Annotated in this window: 18 protein-coding genes and 1 riboswitch; of the genes, 2 read left to right on the plus strand and 16 right to left on the minus strand. The window is 40.4% G+C overall.

What is annotated here, in order from left to right:
- Window positions 1–31 precede the first annotated feature (31 nt).
- Genes ACFSX4_RS06695 through ACFSX4_RS06705 form a run of 3 tightly spaced genes read right to left on the minus strand, consistent with a single transcriptional unit; the run spans window position 32 to window position 2,166 of the window.
- Window positions 32–991, minus strand: coding sequence for a 2-hydroxyacid dehydrogenase (locus ACFSX4_RS06695; RefSeq protein WP_377772816.1), 960 nt, complete (start codon window positions 989–991; stop codon window positions 32–34).
- The gene (locus ACFSX4_RS06700; protein WP_377772818.1) at window positions 988–1,752 is read right to left on the minus strand and encodes a TIGR01457 family HAD-type hydrolase; all 765 of its coding nucleotides are present in this window, start codon (window positions 1,750–1,752) and stop codon (window positions 988–990) included. Before ACFSX4_RS06700 ends, ACFSX4_RS06695 begins: the two co-directional genes overlap by 4 nt.
- A complete protein-coding gene (locus tag ACFSX4_RS06705) occupies window positions 1,753–2,166 on the minus strand; it encodes a DUF86 domain-containing protein (RefSeq protein ID WP_377773467.1) in 414 nt (137 codons plus the stop codon).
- A gap of 159 nt (window positions 2,167–2,325) precedes the next feature.
- On the opposite strand from ACFSX4_RS06705, the gene ACFSX4_RS06710 reads away from it, so the two are divergent.
- Entirely contained in the window at window positions 2,326–2,613 is a 288-nt protein-coding gene (locus tag ACFSX4_RS06710) for a DUF3055 domain-containing protein (RefSeq protein ID WP_377772820.1), read from the plus strand.
- A 32-nt stretch (window positions 2,614–2,645) separates the two neighbouring features.
- Here ACFSX4_RS06710 and ACFSX4_RS06715 read toward each other — a convergent pair whose 3' ends face one another.
- From ACFSX4_RS06715 to proB (ACFSX4_RS06775), 13 genes are all read right to left on the minus strand, one after another.
- Window positions 2,646–3,086, minus strand: a complete 441-nt coding sequence (locus tag ACFSX4_RS06715) for a YutD family protein (protein ID WP_377772822.1) — start codon at window positions 3,084–3,086, stop codon at window positions 2,646–2,648.
- 3 nt (window positions 3,087–3,089) lie between these two features.
- The gene (gene lipA, locus ACFSX4_RS06720) at window positions 3,090–4,010 is read right to left on the minus strand and encodes a lipoyl synthase (protein ID WP_377772824.1); all 921 of its coding nucleotides are present in this window, start codon (window positions 4,008–4,010) and stop codon (window positions 3,090–3,092) included.
- A gap of 135 nt (window positions 4,011–4,145) precedes the next feature.
- Entirely contained in the window at window positions 4,146–5,732 is a 1,587-nt protein-coding gene (locus tag ACFSX4_RS06725) for a Na+/H+ antiporter NhaC family protein (RefSeq protein ID WP_377772826.1), read from the minus strand.
- Window positions 5,733–5,795: 63 nt separating this feature from the next.
- Window positions 5,796–5,962: riboswitch (Lysine riboswitch) on the minus strand.
- Window positions 5,963–6,007: 45 nt separating this feature from the next.
- Window positions 6,008–7,336 (minus strand): bifunctional metallophosphatase/5'-nucleotidase, encoded by a 1,329-nt coding sequence (locus ACFSX4_RS06730; protein ID WP_377772828.1) that lies wholly within the window; start codon window positions 7,334–7,336, stop codon window positions 6,008–6,010.
- Window positions 7,337–7,394: 58 nt separating this feature from the next.
- Window positions 7,395–8,243 (minus strand): DUF72 domain-containing protein, encoded by an 849-nt coding sequence (locus tag ACFSX4_RS06735; RefSeq protein ID WP_377772830.1) that lies wholly within the window; start codon window positions 8,241–8,243, stop codon window positions 7,395–7,397.
- Between the two features lie 216 nt (window positions 8,244–8,459).
- Window positions 8,460–9,551: a glycosyl hydrolase family 8 gene (locus tag ACFSX4_RS06740; protein WP_377772832.1), complete on the minus strand. Its 1,092-nt coding sequence runs from the start codon at window positions 9,549–9,551 to the stop codon at window positions 8,460–8,462.
- A 75-nt stretch (window positions 9,552–9,626) separates the two neighbouring features.
- On the minus strand, window positions 9,627–10,172 hold the full coding sequence (locus ACFSX4_RS06745) for a thioredoxin family protein (protein ID WP_377772834.1): 546 nt from the start codon (window positions 10,170–10,172) through the stop codon (window positions 9,627–9,629).
- 21 nt (window positions 10,173–10,193) lie between these two features.
- Complete coding sequence (locus tag ACFSX4_RS06750) at window positions 10,194–10,523, minus strand: hypothetical protein (protein ID WP_377772836.1); 330 nt, start codon at window positions 10,521–10,523, stop codon at window positions 10,194–10,196.
- A gap of 97 nt (window positions 10,524–10,620) precedes the next feature.
- Entirely contained in the window at window positions 10,621–11,808 is a 1,188-nt protein-coding gene (locus ACFSX4_RS06755; RefSeq protein WP_377772838.1) for an MFS transporter, read from the minus strand.
- A gap of 17 nt (window positions 11,809–11,825) precedes the next feature.
- On the minus strand, window positions 11,826–12,245 hold the full coding sequence (locus ACFSX4_RS06760) for a MarR family winged helix-turn-helix transcriptional regulator (protein ID WP_377772840.1): 420 nt from the start codon (window positions 12,243–12,245) through the stop codon (window positions 11,826–11,828).
- A gap of 106 nt (window positions 12,246–12,351) precedes the next feature.
- Window positions 12,352–13,170 (minus strand): glutamate 5-kinase, encoded by an 819-nt coding sequence (proB, locus tag ACFSX4_RS06765; protein ID WP_377772842.1) that lies wholly within the window; start codon window positions 13,168–13,170, stop codon window positions 12,352–12,354.
- Between the two features lie 131 nt (window positions 13,171–13,301).
- Window positions 13,302–14,573 carry a glutamate-5-semialdehyde dehydrogenase gene (locus ACFSX4_RS06770; RefSeq protein ID WP_377772844.1) on the minus strand — a complete coding sequence of 424 codons (1,272 nt, stop codon included), beginning with the start codon at window positions 14,571–14,573 and terminating at the stop codon, window positions 13,302–13,304.
- 4 nt (window positions 14,574–14,577) lie between these two features.
- Window positions 14,578–15,411 carry a glutamate 5-kinase gene (gene proB, locus ACFSX4_RS06775; protein WP_377772846.1) on the minus strand — a complete coding sequence of 278 codons (834 nt, stop codon included), beginning with the start codon at window positions 15,409–15,411 and terminating at the stop codon, window positions 14,578–14,580.
- 198 nt (window positions 15,412–15,609) lie between these two features.
- Here proB (ACFSX4_RS06775) and ACFSX4_RS06780 point away from each other — a divergent pair, with 198 nt between their 5' ends.
- Complete coding sequence (locus ACFSX4_RS06780) at window positions 15,610–16,512, plus strand: NAD(P)/FAD-dependent oxidoreductase (protein WP_377772848.1); 903 nt, start codon at window positions 15,610–15,612, stop codon at window positions 16,510–16,512.
- Window positions 16,513–16,590: the final 78 nt, after the last annotated feature.

A 16,590-nucleotide genomic window follows, 5' to 3' on the forward strand; every position in this document is an offset into this window, starting at 1 on the left:
TTTTATTTTAAGGTTAACAATAGAGTTTAATTTACTCCACCGGTGTAAACGGTTTGCCGCCGTTTAACACCTGCAGTATATTATTGATGCACAGTTCCATCATCTTGTCTCTCGTATCTACAGAGGCACTGCCGATATGCGGCAGCAGTGTCATGTTTTTTAACCCTACAAACGGATGGTCACTGCCTATAGGCTCTTTATCAAAAACATCGAGTGCAGCAGCGGCAATTTCACCGGTCTCAACCGCGTTCTTTAAGTCATTCTCGACGACATGGCCGCCCCTTCCGATATTGATGAAGTGCGCTGTATTTTTCATTTTTTCAAATGCTGTTTTATCAAAAGTATGTTTTGTTTCACTCGTCAGCGGTGCAGCACAGAGAACAAAATCAGATTGATTCAAAAGCTCATCAAACGATACCAGATCCGCATTTAAATTTTTAGCATAATCCGATTCTGAACGGTTATGGTAGAGCACCTTACAGTCAAATCCATTTAGTCTTCGCGCAAATGCCGCACCGATAGCGCCCATTCCAAAAATCCCGACAGTTTTTCCGTACACATCAGTGCCTGCCATGTGATAAGGACTCCAGCCCGTCCAACTGCCGTCTGTAAGTTCTTTATTGGCCTCAATGACACGTCTCGCAGACATCAGCATCATTGTAAATGCAAGTTCCGCGGTCGTCTCAGTCAATACTTCCGGCGTATTTGTAACAACAATATTTTTACGTTTTGCAGTTTCTAAATCGATATTGTCATATCCGACTGCCAAATTTGATATTACATGCAGATTTTCAGCCAGGGACAATACTTCTTCATCCACCTGCTCGCTGAGCATCGTCATCACTGCGTGTGCATCTTTAACTTCTTCCAAAAATTTTTCACGCGGCATAGGAATTTCATATTCCGGCCAGACAACGACTTCAAAATCTTTCTCTAATTTAGCAATACATTCTTTGTTGATCATACGGGTAATCAATACTTTCTTTGTCATGACAATACACTCCACTCTGCTAGATTATTCACTGCGTGATTAGGTTTTACATCTTTTTTTAATATATCTTCAAGAGGTGTAACGCCGGTATTTACATGAATTGTATCTATTCCGCCGTTTATACCTGTCATAATATCTGTATCATAATTGTCACCAATCATGGCTACATTTTCTTTATCCAGTTTCATGCGTTTTAATGCCGCTTCCAGAATATGATGTTCCGGCTTACCGATGATGACAGGTTTTTTATTCGTCGTTTCCATCACAACCTGTACTAAAGAACCGTTGCCCGGGACAAATCCGTATTCTGTCGGGAATTTTTTATCAAGATTTGTTGCGATAAAGGATGCACCGCCTGCAACAAGCAGTGACGCTTCTTTTAGTTTATTGTAGGTCACATCTGTGTCGAGACCCATCACAACTACTTCCGCCCTGCCTTCAGTCACATGAAGACCTGCCTTTTCAATCAGAGTTTTCAGGCTGTCAGTTCCGACAACATAAGCACTCTCACCGCTGTGGTGCGTTTTTAAATATTCTGCGGTTGCCATCGAAGACGTATACATCCGTTCTTTCGATACATCAAATCCCATCTTCAACAGCTTTTCCGTTGCTTCTTCCTGGGATTTCGTTGCATTATTCGTTAAAAACAAGTAGGGAATATTATGCTCGTTCAGCCGGTCAATAAAGACCTTTGCCCCGTCAATCACAGTCTCCCCGTTGTACATTGTGCCATCAAGGTCAATCAAATATCCCTGATACATTCAATCATCACCTTTAAATGCCGTTACTGTCTGGCCTTCATTGATAAAAAACTGCTCTATACTTGCTTTAAAGCCCTGGTAGGCTGAAATATGCTTCAGAAAGTCCCGCTTCAACTTCCCGTGGTCAATATTCGTATAATCTCTGGTCAAAATTTTACGCCATTTAAAAGTCTCAGTAAAATGTACTTTATCCTCACTGGAAACTGCCTTTTCATTTTCAAGTATATCAATGACATCCTGGTAGCTCCCGGGATCTCTTAAAATGAAAGCATCAATAATCATGTTTCCGACATCCACTGCTGCTTCTATCAGCATGTGACAGATTCTTTCGAGTTCAAATGTTTCTGCCGTTTTCACTTGATATGACAGTGAGTCCACATATTCGAGCCGTGCTGTCAGCACTTCTTTATCCACAAAATACAAATTTGACACTCCTTCTCAGTTTCTTTATTACAGTATTAATATTATGATAGCATGAAACAGTATGTTTAAGGGTGATATACATTCGGGAATTATAATACTGCATTGAAATTAATAATACAGACAATCAGGACTTCGGAGGGGGAAAAAATAATGTTGGATTTCTTTTTATATGATGATACAGAAGACACTTACACAAGGTATGTGAGTTTTGTCGGGGAGCACGGGCGGTATGATCTCGCAATCATGCAGACGACGCGCTTCTTCGGGAAAAGTCTTGTTTTAAATATGCAGAGTAACCGTTTTGGAATTATCGGCAGTGATGACCTTCAGGAGGAGGGATATATCGCACATATTCTGGACCTTGACAGCGAGCAGGGAAAAGAGGTGGAAACATTTCTAAGTGATATTACTTCTTCTGAATGGGGCGGTATGGAATAAGTAAAGGGCAGATTCGTCTGCCCTTTACTTTGTTATCCCTGTTTTTTCAATGCTGCGTATGTCTTACCGGGCAGCGGTTTTTGTTCATTTTCAAGCGTATGTTTACTGCCTTCATCAGGAAAAACTTCCTGCCCTTCAGTATCTTCATTATCCGTCAGGTCACTGACATCTTCCGGCTGATCCATCGCTTTTACTTCTGCCTTCGTTACTTTCCTCAGTACAAAATATGCACAGCCGAAGTTGCAGTATTCGAATAGATAATCCTGAATCGCACTGTATTTTTTATCCCGATCTACTTTCTTTTTGTTATCTCTGTAAAAACCGGCAAGTCTCAGCTTTTCATAGCCGATGTCACCGACGATGTAATCATATTTGTTCAAAACCTCACTGTACTTCTCAACAAACTGTTCTTCATTAAACGCATCACGGTAATTCTCAATCAGTTCAAAATTCATATGATTGATCGTTATCATTTGTTATTCACCCTTTAATAATTCATCACCGATACGCTGTTTTGCTTTTGCTGCCTCATTCACCTGTTCATCAGCATGATAGCTAGAGCGCACCATCGGGCCTGCCTGGCAGTGTTTAAATCCTTTTTCCATCGCCACTTTACGCAGTTTCCCGAATTCAAGCGGTGTATAGTATTTTTGGACTTTCAAATGTTTACGTGAAGGCTGCAGATATTGGCCGATAGTCATAATATCCACATCATTGGCACGCAAATCATCCATTGTCTGATAAATTTCTTCAACAGTCTCACCAAGTCCGACCATTAAACTGGACTTTGTCGGAATATCCGGATTTAATTCTTTTGAACGTCTTAAGAACTCAAGCGTTCTATGATATTTTGCTTTTGCACGAACTCTCGGTGTCAACCGTTCAACTGTTTCAATATTATGGTTCATAATATCCGGTTTCGCATCCACCAGTGTTTTTAAATTATCATACTCTCCCGCCATATCACTCGGCAGCACTTCAATTGTAGTGTATGGATTCATTTCACGGACTTTTCGAACGGTTTCCGCATAGACTCTTGAACCTGCATCTTTAAGATCATCTCTTGCGACTGCGGTAATCACGACATGCTTCAAGTTCATCATCTGCACAGATTCAGCCACCCGGTTCGGTTCATCCCAGTCGAGCTCATTAGGAAGTCCTGTCTTTACGGCACAAAAACGGCAGCCGCGTGTACATATTGCTCCGAGTATCATAAATGTTGCGGTCCGTCTCTCACCCCAGCACTCATGAATGTTCGGACACTTAGCCTCTTCACAAACAGTATGTAGATTTTTCTCACGCATCATTTTCTTCAGCCCGGTGTAGTTTTTATTCGTATTTAATCGAATTTTCAACCATTCCGGTTTTCTTAAAATCTCTTCATTTTTTGTTGCCATTTTAGAACGCTCCAATCCTAATAGTGTCGTCTACACAATATTATCATAAATGCACAGCCAATTAGTAAGACTTGAAAATATTATTCAAAAAAAATCCCTGCCTGTCAATTAGATGACACATAGGGATTGTAAAAATTATTCGGATACCGGCCTTTTGATCGGCTTGTATATAAACTTCGCAACAATATACACACCGATAACCAGAGCAAGTACAGTTAACAGAGAAATCCACAGATTATTTGTTGAGCCGAGTACAATATAGCCGATAAAAGCAATCACTGCTGAAAGAACGGCATACGGCAGCTGTGTAATGACATGTGTAATATGATTACACCCGGACCCCGTAGACGCGAGGACAGTGGAATCTGAAATCGGAGAACAATGGTCTCCAAACACTGCTCCTGAAATAACTGCTGCAATTGCAGGCAGCAGCAGGTCAGTTTCACCAAGAGAAATCATAATTTCTCCGGCTATCGGTACTAAAATACCGAATGAGCCCCAGCTGGTACCTGTCGCCAGTGACATCAAACACGCCACTGCAAATATAACTGCAAGAAACATACTGACCGGCAGATTGGAATCCTGCACCATCTGTCCTAATACTTCGCCTGTACCAAGATCACTGATTAAATCACCAATCATCCATGCAAGTGTCAGTACAGAAATTGCCGGAAACATCGCAAGAAATCCTGATTTAATACCAACCAATATTTCCTTACCGCCAAATAACTGATTATTCTTTGTATGCTTACGATAATAATAAAATGCTAGAATCAAGCCGACAATTCCACCCGCTATTAACGAATGCGTGACCAGCATATTCTCCATCACACTGTATAAACTGAATGATCCTGCTTCCACTGCACCTGTTACAAGCATAGCAGTAATCACAGTCGCAACAAGACCGACCATGGGAACAATTAACGCCTGTGCCGAACTGTCTGAAACAACAGGAAGGTCATCCTGTTCACTTTTTTTAATATCTTCTTCATCAGCAAGGACGTTATCAACAATTGCTCTTTTTTCCTCTTTCCGCATTGGACCGATATCAAACTGAAGAAGGATAACGATAAACATCATCAGCAATGCAGCAATAACATAAAAATTCATCGGTACTATATATAAAAATGCCTGAAACGGCGTAATGGAGGTAATTCCCGCAGCTATTAACAGCGGCGCGATTAAACCCATTATTCCGGCACCCCAGCTTGAAATCGGTGCAATAACAGAAACCGGTGATGCTGTAGTATCCACATAATATGCAAGTTTCGCTCTGGAAATCCGGTATTTATCCGTTAAAGGTTTTGAAACCTGACCGGTCACAAGTGCACTGAAATAATCATCGATAAAAATAATAATACCAAGGATACCGGTTAAGAGTCCGGCACTGCGTCGGTTTTTCACTTTCCCGATAGCCCAGTTGGTAAAAGCTCTTGCGCCGCCTGACATATTCATAAACGCAATTAAAATTCCGAGCATCACTAAAAATAACAGAATAAATGCATTCCATGTATTCAATGCCCCGTCCTCAATAAAAATCCAAATAAATGCATCCCAGACCAGTCTGAACATTCCGGTCACACTGCCGTCGGCAATGATAAATGCGGAAGTGATAATTCCAGTCCCAAGACTTAAACCTACTTTTCTTGTAATCACTACAAGTAAAAGTGTCAACAGCGGTGGAACTAAAGAAATATATTCCCAGTTAAGTATACTTTCCATGTCTTTTTGACCTCCAAAAATAAAAAATCACGCAGCATGATAAATGCTGCGTGATTTCTATATCATCATTGTAGCGCATCATCATCATGACAGTCCTGAACTTATTCAATCCAGTCCCAAAAATTAAACGCGCCCGTTAAATTTTTTCGGCATTCATCCCTTTCAGAGTGGTTCAAACGTATGCCTACTCACCACACCTACTCTTGATTCATGCAACCTCTACTTCGTGCTATTCAATTAACAGATTGTATTATAGCACATGGAATAATCCATGGCTACAGCTTTTCACTGTATTTTCGTACGATATCTCTTAAAAAATCAGGCATAATATATTTTTTCCGCGCCGTCTTAAACTGTGGGAAAATACGCCCGAAAGTGTACATGTCCAAAGTACCGAGTGTGTATATTTTCCGCTCATCAATCGGCACTCCGCCAACATAGTATGCACGTTCAGACTGGATACAGCCGATATTATCCGTCACAAAAGTGCCGAAAATATCACCTCTGAATCCCATACCCCGCACGACTTCATCCTTGAATTCGTGTCTTGCAGCCTGGTTAAATACTTCCTTCAGCTCGCGTCCTGTCAGTTCAATCTGCACTGCATTAATCGGATGCGGCAGTACCTTGTGCAGATCATATTCTGTTAAAGTTCCGCCTTCAAATGCTTTTGCGATCAGACCGGTGTGGACGATACCGGCATCACTTTCCGTAAATTCACGCAGCATTTCTGCAAGTGTCGATATAAACCTGCCCGGACGGTATAAAGTTCTCGGTATCTGACCCATATTATCTTTGACAATCTGACTCTCAAGCATAAATTTACCGATATCATAATATTGATCATCTACATTTGCCAATAAATCACTCTCTGTTAAACGCGCTTTGCTGCCTGTTAATTTACGTCCGTCAAATGTTAAAGTTACTTCACCGATATAATCACCAAAACGTCCTGCAGCACCGATTAAAGTATTACCGACAACATCACCGTTTAGGAAATGGTGATGTGTATGCGAACTTAAAATGACATCAAATTCCGGAAACATCATGGCAAGTGTCTCATCATCGTATTTACCGAGATGTGATAACATAATAAGACAGTCGACCTGGTCCTTAACCTCTTCTACCGCACGCATAATCCAGTCGAATGCATCCGAAACCTCCCAGCCGAGCGCACGGTAAAACGGCGTGAATTCAACTGTAGCTGCAACAAAGCCTATTTTGATGCCGTTCACTTCTTTTATAGTATACGGATTAAAAAACGGTACATCTGCTTCAGGTTCCTTCAAATTCGAGCAGATCACATCAAAATCTGCATCTTCATATAATGTTTTTAAATCGTTTTTTTCGAGTGTAATTCCTTCATTGTTGCCTATAGTTGCGACATCACAACCCGCTTCATTTAAAAGTTCAACATTACCTTTTCCGAGAGTCGCTTCTGTATATGGATGGCTTCTGTCGACATGGTCACCGATATCAACATAAAGCATGGATCCGCCGTACTGTTCTTTTTTATTTTTAAGGAAGTTCATGATTTTCAAGTAATTATAAAGATGACTGTGTATATCGTTTGTGTGAAAAATTTTTATCTCCAGTGCTCTCACTCCCTTATCGAAAAGTCACTCATCAGTTTTCTAAAATGAGCAGCAGAAATTTAGTAAATTAAAATAATTTCAGTTGCTTCGGCGACAGGCCTTCGTATTTAATTTTCATAATATCCAGAAATGACTCTGCATTTCCTGCCGCATGCCCGCCTGAATTATTATTAAAAACAATATATATGTCCTTTGTTTTATGCTTTAAAATATCAACCTGTTTCTTTAACCAGGCCAGTTCATCAGCATTATAGTCATATAAATAACGTACTGTACGCCATTCTTCCGATGTTCTGTCCTTCTGGGTCCAGCCGTGGACGTTACGTCCGTGGAGACGGATGAAAGCTGTCGAATCCGTTACCCTGTTCACAAATGGAATGCATCCCTGGCCGGCCTGCGGTTCATCGCAGATACTGTGAATGACATTATTGTCATGCAGGAAATTCAATGTCCCTTCAGTATAACTGCTTGAGAACCATGTCTGATTTCTAAATTCTACAGCGATTTTATATGGTTTTATCAAATCAACTGCGAATTTTACATAACGGATATTTTTCGGATTGCATTCAAACCACGGCGGAAATTGAAGCAGTACAAATGCTAACTTTCCGCGTTGATGCATCGGCTTAAGCATATCGGTAAATGCGGTAAATACATCCTTGATGGAATCATAATGGGCTCTGTAATCACCATGACCTGTCATATACTGGTGCGCCTTCACAATAAATTTAAACGTGTCGTGGGTTTCGTCACACCATTTTTCTATCGTCTCCTGACGCTGCACTGCATAATATGTAGCATCCAGTTCCACAATGGGAAAGTGGGAGGCATATGTTGTTAATTTGTCTTTTTTATTTGTTAAATCGGCATATAATGAGTGATGATCACCCCAGCCGGTTAATCCTACATGAATCATTTAATCACCTTCTTCTATTTTAGCATATTTGTACGAAGTGACACTTCTATTGAAACTTATAAAATTTGAAAATGTATGTTCATTATAGATATTTTACACCCTATACTGTCACAAATATGGCAAGAATATTAATATATTTATTCACACAATAAAAAGCGGCTGCAGTTCAAACCACAGCCACTTAATTAACTTTTCATATGATTCAATTACATCAGGTTACCGCTGATCCATCCGCTGCTCTGCAAGAAGTGGAATAATATTATCAAATATATGTGTATCATCATCCGTAATTGAATAGCCGCCGTAGTATTCGCTGTCAGTGTCATCCACCCGGAATTCTATCATCCGGTTAAACACATCTTCGGCAAGGTTCTCTTCACCTATCTCTAGAAGATAAAGTGTCAGAATTCCATAAACTGCGGGTGATTCATACTCCACGATCGGTTCACCACTCACCCGGTCATACATTCCATGAACAATACCACGCTCAGACATTTCCCGGGAAATAAAATCCAAAAATTCTTCAGAACTCTGCCCTGTTCTCGATAAATGATACGCAACAATCGCCTGATCCACCATATTCAGCTCATCATCAAACTGATACTCTTCACTCTCTGCATTATAGGATTTCGGAAAGAAACCATTATCAATCGGCACATCTTCCAGTACCTCCATGGTCTTTTCCGCTGCAGCACTGTCGAGCGTATCTGATTCACCGAGAAGCTGAAGCCCCTCCAAGTCAACATAGGAAAGTGTGACTGACTCACTTGCATAATCATCATTACGTTCATAATAATCTGTAAAAATCCCGTTTTTTACATTATGCTGTGACAGATACTCACTGATTAAACCGGAAGTACTGCGGTATTTATCTTCATTCCATTTATCCGCCGCATTCAATAAAGCTTCTGCGATACGAATATCATCAATCAGCGCATTGGTCGACACGCGTGCCTTCCCGTCCTCTTCCAGTTTCCAATATAAAAATCCGTCCTTATCAAGAAAATAATCATTCAACTGGCCGTATATAATTTCAAATAAGTCCTGGTCTTCTTTCTCCAGTGCATAAAGCATCCAGAGACCCATCGTCTCAGTTAGTGTCTCCCGGCCGCTGACCAAATCTTCATCAAGCGTTTCACCGTCCTGAATATAAGTTGCGAGTGTACCGTTGTCATTCTTGAACCACTTATAAATAAAATCCTCGGTACTGTATTTTGTTTCAATATCCAGCTCTTCTTCATCTCTCATGAAAAACCACCCTAAAATCACTACAATTAAAACAATTACCACTGTGTTCAAATATTTCAACCTGGTATCTCCTCAAATGATTTATTTTTATAGCGGTACAGCGGTTGTATATGTCCGGGAAGTAATGGTCTGCACTTATATTAAACTCTTCTTAATATCTTCATATACATGATCCCATAATACTTGGTCTGTTGAGAATCGAAGAACAAGTTCACTGACCTTTTCCTTGAACACTTCATTATATTCAGGTGCATCCTTTTCCGGAAGACTTTGAAGCATACGGTTATGAATATCGGCAACTTTTGGTGCGCGTGGTCCCCACTTCGATACTTCCCGCCCCTCATCATCTATGAATATAAAAATCGGGATAATCCGTTTACCATTTGTCTCATATTGATCCATCAGCTCAGGGTGTGTATCTCTAAGACAGACACTGATTTCCATGCCGCTTTTCTCTGCAATTCTTTTTAATATCGGAATATTGAGCATGCAATGACCGCACCAAGGTTCTGCAATCACAAGCGCTTTTAAATTGTTGTTCTGAATTTTTTCAATCATTGCCGCATCATCAGGCATAGAAAAATCAGCATAAATTTTTTCAAAATTTTCTCTGTGATCTGTCAGTTCGTTCACGTATGACTCAATTGACATTCCTTTATCAAACCATTCATTTAACTGCATATTCTATCTCCTCTGCCGATACTATTTTTCAATATTTTCATTGTTCATATCTTCCAGTGCCCGGTCAATCTTCTTCTTCCAGTCTTTCCTGCGGTTTACAACAAATTTATGTCTGGTGTCATCTTTCATCGTAATTGTAATTGCGTTTGGAACTGGAAGTTTATAGAGCAGGTTGTCATCAATTTCCACTGATTTTATTTCATCGAGCGGCATAGATGTCTCCCCACGTCTGAAATGAAGTGCACTGGCAATATGAAGCACGCGGCTTCTGGTTAAATACAGCTTACCTTTTACAGGATCAATTCCCTGCCACCTGTTTGCTGTACCTTTCTTAATAATGTCCTCTGCCATGCAAACCCTCCTCATCTGGTTACTGCTTATTTTATCATATCATTCAACTAAATAACCGGAATACAGATTACACTGCATCCCGGTTATTATACCATGCTTATGCCATTTCTTTGTCTTTTCTGCCGTGAACAAAGTAATATACAACGATTCCAATAATCACTAAAAACACGAGTGAAAAATACATTCCTCTGTAGCCGGTTGCAGGGACAAGGTAGCCTAAAAGAAGCGGACCTACACCAAGTCCTAAATCCAGCGCAATAAAGTAAGTTGAATTGGCAAGTCCCATTCGGTGCGGCGGTGTCAGTTTAATCGCAATCGCCTGCGCTATAGACTGGAAATTCCCGTAGCCGAGACCCAGAAGGACAGCGGCTGTTAAAAATATAAAACCTGTAGATGCCTGGCTGATTAACAGTAAACCAAGTGCAAACAGGACAAGTGATGGATAGACAACAATATTTGCCCCTTTTGAATCCATTAAAGGCCCAGTCACCGGACGTGATATTAATACCGATACACCATAGACAAGGAAGAAGAATCCGCCTGCCTGCATCAAATTAATACTGCTCGCGTATTCTGTGACAAATGACAGAATACCTGAATATGCAACAGCCATGACAAACATCGCTGCTGAAATCGGCAGGGCATGTTTTTCAAAGTACTCACTGAAACTGAATCCTTTTTTCTCCTTAAGTTCCTCTTTCGGCTGAGTAATTTCCGGCGGATTTAAAAATAAAGAGAGAATCAGGCTGACAGCTGCCATTACAACAGAAAAAATAAAAATACTGGTGAAACCAAAACCACTGACTAAAAATGTTCCGATTAACGGACCTACTGCTGTCGCAAGCACAATACTCATACTAAAATAACCGATACCCTCACCTTTCCGGGTCGCCGGAATCACCTGTGCAATAATCGTTCCGGTAGCAGTTGTTGCCATTCCTAAAAATATTCCGTGAAACAAACGGATAATCATCATGCCAATCAGACCAAGCGGCAGAAAATACATTATTGTTACAATAAAAAAAGCGATGATTCTGGTCATCAGCATTTTCTTATTACCCATCTCTGCAATCTTCTTACCTGCATATAATCGTCCGATTAAAGAACCGATTACAAAAATACTGGCAACAAAGCCTGCAAGACTGATTGAAGCATTATATTCCTGCATGGAATACGTTGCCATTGTTACCAACAATAAATACATGGACAGCATCATGACGAAATTTACAACAGACGTAAATATAAAATCTTTCGTCCATAGTATCTCTCTGTTTGAATTAGCCATTTCCTACATCATCATCCTTAATAATTTTTTAGATTTTCAGATATTTTTTTTAAAGCTTCCGTCACCTCCTGCTGTGTATCCTCATCAACACCATCCAACAGATTACGGTAGAATACATCAATTTTTTCAATCACCTTACTGCATACAGCGCGTCCGGAATCTGTCAGCTGAATCATTCTGACTCTCTTATCCTCACCAGTTACCGCTTCAACATATTCAAGTTCTATCAGTTTCTGCACCAGACGTGTAATCGTCGGTTTTTCAACATAATTATGATGTGCAATTTCACTGATGGTATGCGGCCCCTTATCCAGCAGTAATTTCATAATTCTCCACTGGGAACTGAACAAATTGTACGCATTCAATTCCTTATCCAGCCGGTTGATAAACGGACGGTAGATCGTCGCTAACTCATAAAATAAAGTGCTTGATGACATATTCTCACTCCCAATATCATTAATTAGTTACCCTAAGTAACTATATTACATCTTTACACGCCTTCTGTCAATATCAAAAAGAGTGTCCGGCAGCGGACACTCCTTGTTACTGATGCTGTTTTTCGAGTTTTTTAAATAAAGTCCCGCACTCCTCGCCTCCGAGGATACTGAAAACAATACTCGGATTCAGTGCAGAAGTAATGACCATTGATTTCCCGAGCGCCATAACATACTCTGCTGCTTTTAATTTGGTCTCCATACCGCCGGTTGAGAAAATAGATCCCGTACCGCCTGCCATGGACAATATCTCTTCATTAATTTCTGATACAAACGGGATTAATGATGCCGAGTCATCTGTTTGAGGATTGGCAGTATATAATCCGTCAACATCACTCATAATGATTAATATATCTGCATCAATCAATTCCGTGACCACTGCTGATAATGTGTCATTTTCACCGAACTTCGTACAGTGTCCGAGCTCATCCACCGATACCGCATCATTCTCATTAATAATCGGTATGATTTTTTTATTCAAAAGAGAATTAATAGCTGTCTTACAATTATGGTATGCATTCGGATAATCGATAATATCCCTTGTCATTAATATCTGTCCGACGTACTGACCGTAGTGCTGGAAGAAGCGGCTGTATAAATTCATCAACGCACTCTGGCCGACAGATGCCAGTGCCTGCTGTTCTGCGATTGAACTCGGGTACTTGTTCATCTTCAGTGCACTTGCACCGACACCGACTGCACCTGATGACACCAGTATGACTTCCTTACCTTCCTGCTGGAGTGTTGAACAGACGAAAGCCAGCCGGTCGATCTTATGGTAGTCCACTTTTGTCGGGGACTTCATAATAGAATTTGTACCAATTTTAATCACGACACGGCTGCAATCTTTTAAAGACTCTCGATTCATCCGATTCACTCCTAATCATATTTAATATTATTAATTATACATAATTACGAATAAAAATCCATATAAATTTTAATTTTTCTAAAAATAAAAGTCTTCTGCCGGTTAGACAGAAGACTTTCACAAATATCATATTATTCTCTGATGTGTCCGGAGCCCTGAATCACATATTTATAGCTCGTCAATGCCTCAAGTCCCATCGGCCCTCTGGCATGAAGCTTTTGAGTACTGATTCCTATTTCACCGCCGAAGCCGAACATTTCTCCATCTGTAAATCTGGTAGAGGAATTAACATATACTGCTGCCGAGTCAACAGCATTCAGGAAGTTTTGAATGGTTTCGTAATCTGTTGCTGCGATGGTTTCTGAATGTCCTGTAGAATACTTTTCAATATGTTCCACTGCCTCATCACAGCCGTCAATCACTTTGACCGCAATATCCATACTTAAATATTCTTTGTGGAAGTCATCTTCATCCGCTTCCTCGACCTCAGGTACAAGTGATTGAATATAACTGTCACCATGAACCGTTACACCGCTGTCTATTAAAGACTGAACTAGTTCTGTAATTTTCTCATCACCGAGATTCTTGTCTGCAAGTAACGTTTCAAGAGAGTTACACACAGATACTCTGTGGGTTTTTGAATTGATCAGGATACTTTTCGCCATTTCAAAATCTGCAGATTCATGAACAAATAAATGGCAATTTCCTGTTCCCGTTTCGATTACAGGGACAGTCGCCTGCTTCAATACTGCCTGGATTAATCCCGCGCCGCCTCTCGGAATTAAGCAGTCAATATAATCGTTCGCCTTCATGAACTCTGCTGCGAGTTCTCTTGACGGGTCTGTAACGAGCTGAATACACTCTTTCGGCAGTTCGGACGCTGCAAGCCCCTCCTGAAGGACTTCAACAATCGCTCTATTACTGTTAAGTGCTTCTTTACCGCCTCTTAAAATCACAGTATTTCCTGCTTTCAGACAGAGGCCTGAAGCATCTACTGTAACGTTCGGTCTCGCCTCATAAATAATACCAATTACACCGAGCGGTACTCTGACTTTACTGATTTCCAGTCCAATATCATTAATCCAGCTGCCGTCTCTTCTCGTGATGGGATCCACCAGGCTGATCATCTGACTAAGACCGTTCTCCATCCCTTGAAGACGTTCTTCGGTCAATTTCAAACGGTCTACGAGTGACTCGCTCATTCCCTCTGAAATACCATTGTCCACATCTTTTTGGTTTGCCTCGAGAATTTTATCTCTGTTTTTTTGGAGGGATTCCTTCATTTTCAATAGTGCATCATTTTTTACACTTGAAGATGCTGTTCTTAACGTTTTTGCTGCCTGTTTTGATTTTGTTCCAAGTTCTTCAATAGAAACTTCGCTGACTGTTTTACTTTCTGACATAAATTTATCCTTCCTCCTTCAATACGGATTCTTTTTTATACTTCCTGAATAACGTACCTTCCGTTTCACCGGCAAGTATATCAAATATAACATTTAAATCTTCAGAAGACGTAATAATCATCGATTTCCCGAGCGACATGACACTTTCCGCCGCCTTAATCTTCGTCTCCATACCGCCGGTTGAGAATGTCGATCCTGCACCACCGGCCATATCAAGTATTTCAGCGTTAATCTCATCAACATGCGGAATCAGTTCTGCTGTATCATCGTGATGAGGATTGGCATCATACAATCCATCAACATCACTTAAAATAATTAACAAATCTGCCTCCGTCAATTCTGTAACGACGGCTGCCAGTGTATCATTCTCTCCAAATCTTGTCCGGTGGTTGCGTTCATCAACAGATACCGCATCATTTTCATTAATGACAGGAATGATATTTTTCTCAATCAGGGAATTAATAGATGACTGACAGTTCTGATATGAGCTTGGATAATTAATAATATCCCTCGTCATCAATATCTGGCCGACGTACTGACCGTAATGCTGGAAGAAGCGGCTGTATAAATTCATCAACGCACTCTGGCCGACAGATGCAAGTGCCTGCTTTTCGGCAATTTCAGTCGGATATTCATCCATATTCACTTCACTCGCTCCGACACCGACAGCACCTGATGATACAAGAATCACTTCTTTTCCCTGCTGCTGAATTGAAGAACACACAAAGGCCAGCCGGTCAATCTGCTGGTAGTCCACCTTTGTCGGGGACTGCATAATAGAATTTGTCCCAATCTTAATGACTATGCGTTTACAATTCTTTAAACTCTCACGGTTCATTCGATTTCCTCCTATTATCTTTTCATACTATGCCTATACCCAATTGAACCATAGAAAATACATGTTATCCGTAACTTTTTACCCTTTTATTACCGAAATGGTTTTCATTCTAAAATCATTCAGTGATTGAATCAACCACTTTACAAATCGTAATCATTACGATATATTAATGTGAGCAAATAAAAAGGAGGCATAATAATGACTTATCACTGCGCTGTCATCGGCGGCGGCCCGGCAGGCTTAAATGCTGCACTTGTACTCGCAAGATCACTTAAGACAACGCTGCTGATTGATAATAATACCGCCCGGAATAAAGTCACACAGGAATCTCACAATTTTATCACCCGTGACGGCATCACACCTGAAGAATTCAGAAGAAAAGCACATGAAGATTTGTATAAGTACCCTGAGATTCAGATACAAAATCAAACACTGACAGACATCGTTAAAACAGAGGACTGTTTTCAATTGACCACTGACAACGGAGAAACTTTTGAAGCACAGAACATTATACTCGCAACCGGCTTGAAAGATATTCTCCCTGACATCAAAGGCATTCATGATGTATACGGCAGAAGTGTCTTCAGCTGTCCTTTCTGTGACGGTTATGAATCTAAAGATGAACCACTCGTCTACTTTGCTCATGATGACAATACTTTTCATGCTGTTAAAATGATTTCAAACTGGAATAAAGACATTACTATATGTACAAACGGGAAAAATATATTGACTGAAAAGGAATCAGAAACTCTTTTAAATAAAGGATTTCAGATTATCAATAATGAAATCAAAGCCATTCACAGTAATGACGGAAATTTAGCTCATGTTGAATTTACAGACGGCAGTATTCTGGATAAAAACCGCGGCTTTGTTTCATACCGTATGGAACAGTCGACTGATTTCTTTAAGACGCTCGGCTTGAAAATGAATGAACTCGGCGGCATCGAAACAGATCCGTACGGCAGAACAAATATATCAGGTATTTATGCTGCCGGTGATAATGCAGAAGGACCGCCTCAGCTGATTATTGCTGCTTCACTCGGCAGTAAGGCTGCTATCGGTGTCATTATGGACAGCGTTGAAAAACAATTCGAATCATAGAGTATCTCTCAAATAGTTGAGGGATTTTATTTCTAATTTTCATAAATCGTAATGATTATGTTTTAAAACTTAAAAGGA

Origin of the sequence: Corticicoccus populi (assembly GCF_042686195.1) — a bacterium.
Lineage (GTDB): Bacteria > Bacillota > Bacilli > Staphylococcales > Salinicoccaceae > Corticicoccus > Corticicoccus populi.

Excerpts from the sequence above, each read along its gene's own strand:
- ACFSX4_RS06715 (WP_377772822.1), bottom strand. The coding sequence starts at position 3,086 with ATGATAACGATCAATCATATGAATTTTGAACTGATTGAGAATTACCGT.
- proB (WP_377772846.1), bottom strand. The coding sequence starts at position 15,411 with ATGAACCGTGAGAGTTTAAAGAATTGTAAACGCATAGTCATTAAGATT.
- ACFSX4_RS06770 (WP_377772844.1), bottom strand. The coding sequence starts at position 14,573 with ATGTCAGAAAGTAAAACAGTCAGCGAAGTTTCTATTGAAGAACTTGGA.
- ACFSX4_RS06735 (WP_377772830.1), bottom strand. The coding sequence starts at position 8,243 with ATGATTCATGTAGGATTAACCGGCTGGGGTGATCATCACTCATTATAT.
- ACFSX4_RS06695 (WP_377772816.1), bottom strand. The coding sequence starts at position 991 with ATGACAAAGAAAGTATTGATTACCCGTATGATCAACAAAGAATGTATT.
- ACFSX4_RS06755 (WP_377772838.1), bottom strand. The coding sequence starts at position 11,808 with ATGGCTAATTCAAACAGAGAGATACTATGGACGAAAGATTTTATATTT.
- ACFSX4_RS06760 (WP_377772840.1), bottom strand. The coding sequence starts at position 12,245 with ATGTCATCAAGCACTTTATTTTATGAGTTAGCGACGATCTACCGTCCG.
- ACFSX4_RS06710 (WP_377772820.1), top strand. The coding sequence starts at position 2,326 with ATGTTGGATTTCTTTTTATATGATGATACAGAAGACACTTACACAAGG.
- ACFSX4_RS06700 (WP_377772818.1), bottom strand. The coding sequence starts at position 1,752 with ATGTATCAGGGATATTTGATTGACCTTGATGGCACAATGTACAACGGG.
- ACFSX4_RS06780 (WP_377772848.1), top strand. The coding sequence starts at position 15,610 with ATGACTTATCACTGCGCTGTCATCGGCGGCGGCCCGGCAGGCTTAAAT.
- ACFSX4_RS06745 (WP_377772834.1), bottom strand. The coding sequence starts at position 10,172 with ATGCAGTTAAATGAATGGTTTGATAAAGGAATGTCAATTGAGTCATAC.
- ACFSX4_RS06725 (WP_377772826.1), bottom strand. The coding sequence starts at position 5,732 with ATGGAAAGTATACTTAACTGGGAATATATTTCTTTAGTTCCACCGCTG.
- lipA (WP_377772824.1), bottom strand. The coding sequence starts at position 4,010 with ATGGCAACAAAAAATGAAGAGATTTTAAGAAAACCGGAATGGTTGAAA.
- proB (WP_377772842.1), bottom strand. The coding sequence starts at position 13,170 with ATGAATCGAGAGTCTTTAAAAGATTGCAGCCGTGTCGTGATTAAAATT.
- ACFSX4_RS06750 (WP_377772836.1), bottom strand. The coding sequence starts at position 10,523 with ATGGCAGAGGACATTATTAAGAAAGGTACAGCAAACAGGTGGCAGGGA.